Here is a 1,093-nt window from a genome sequence, read left to right as displayed (position 1 = left end):
GCCGACGAGTGCAACGATCTCGCCACGCGAGACCGTCAATGAAACGCCCCGCAAGGCACGGATGCTGCCGTATGAAACATCGATGTCGGCCAGTTCGAGGAGCGGCGCTTGTGCTGTCATGCGCCGGTTCTCCCAACGGGATCGAGTTCTTTTCCGCTGGCGAGGTCAACGCGAGCGGCACGGCTGCCCAGATAGGCCTTCAGCACCACGGGATCGTTCTGGACTTTTAGCGGCGGCCCCTCCGCTATCAGAATGCCATGGTCAAGGACTGAAACCCAATCCGACAGGTCCATAACAAGCTTCATATGATGTTCGATAAGAAGGATGGTGACTGCGAAATCAGACCGAATCGCGCGTATGAGACGCATCAGATCGAGGCTCTCGGCAGAGTTCATTCCGGCTGCGGGTTCGTCTAGCAAAAGCAATTTCGGCGCGCCGGCGATCGCACGCGCGATCTCCAGCCGGCGCTGTTCGCCATACGGCAAGGTCCTTGCCAGCATGTCGCCGCGCCCATTCAGGCCGACATAATTCAGGAGATGCCGGGCTTTCTCCATGCTTTCCCGCTCTTCCCTACGACATGTCGGTGAGGCAAGTATCTGACCGAGCACGCTTGCACGCATATGGCGGCTCATTCCCAGCAGCACGTTTTCAATGCACGTCAGGTTCTGGAACAGCCTGATGTTCTGGTAGGTCCTGGCGACGCCGTGGCGCGCCACGACATAGGGCTTTAGGGAATCGATGCGGACGCGATCGAGATACATCCGGCCTTTCGAGGGCTGAACCAGTGAGGTCAGGCAGTTGAAGAAAGTCGTCTTTCCGGCCCCGTTCGGGCCGATGACACTGTGTATGTGCCCTCTTTCAACCTCGATGTTCACATTGGAGAGCGCACTCAGCCCGCCAAACCTGATGCTGAGATCTTGGATGCTAAGCACGGATGTCGAATCAGCTGACATGAACGCCCTCCCGGAGACGCGGAGAAGCCGGCCACAAACCTTCCGGACGGATCCGCATCACGATCACGAGGACGAAGCCGTACAGGAGATAGCGATATTCGCCGAATTCGCGCATCAGTTCCGGCAGACCTACGAGTATC

General features: G+C 58.2%; 1 protein-coding gene. It reads right to left on the bottom strand.

The window, feature by feature from the left end; genetic code table 11:
- Positions 1-116: 116 nt before the first annotated feature.
- The gene (locus tag EN935_RS37295; protein ID WP_127374307.1) at positions 117-953 is read right to left on the bottom strand and encodes an ABC transporter ATP-binding protein; all 837 of its coding nucleotides are present in this window, start codon (positions 951-953) and stop codon (positions 117-119) included.
- Between the last annotated feature and the right edge of the window lie 140 nt (positions 954-1,093).

Origin of the sequence: Mesorhizobium sp. M7D.F.Ca.US.004.03.1.1 (assembly GCF_003998635.1) — a bacterium.
GTDB lineage: Bacteria > Pseudomonadota > Alphaproteobacteria > Rhizobiales > Rhizobiaceae > Mesorhizobium > Mesorhizobium loti.
This window is presented reverse-complemented; position numbering and strand designations above follow the sequence as displayed.

Excerpts from the sequence above, each read along its gene's own strand:
- EN935_RS37295 (WP_127374307.1), bottom strand. The coding sequence starts at position 953 with ATGTCAGCTGATTCGACATCCGTGCTTAGCATCCAAGATCTCAGCATC.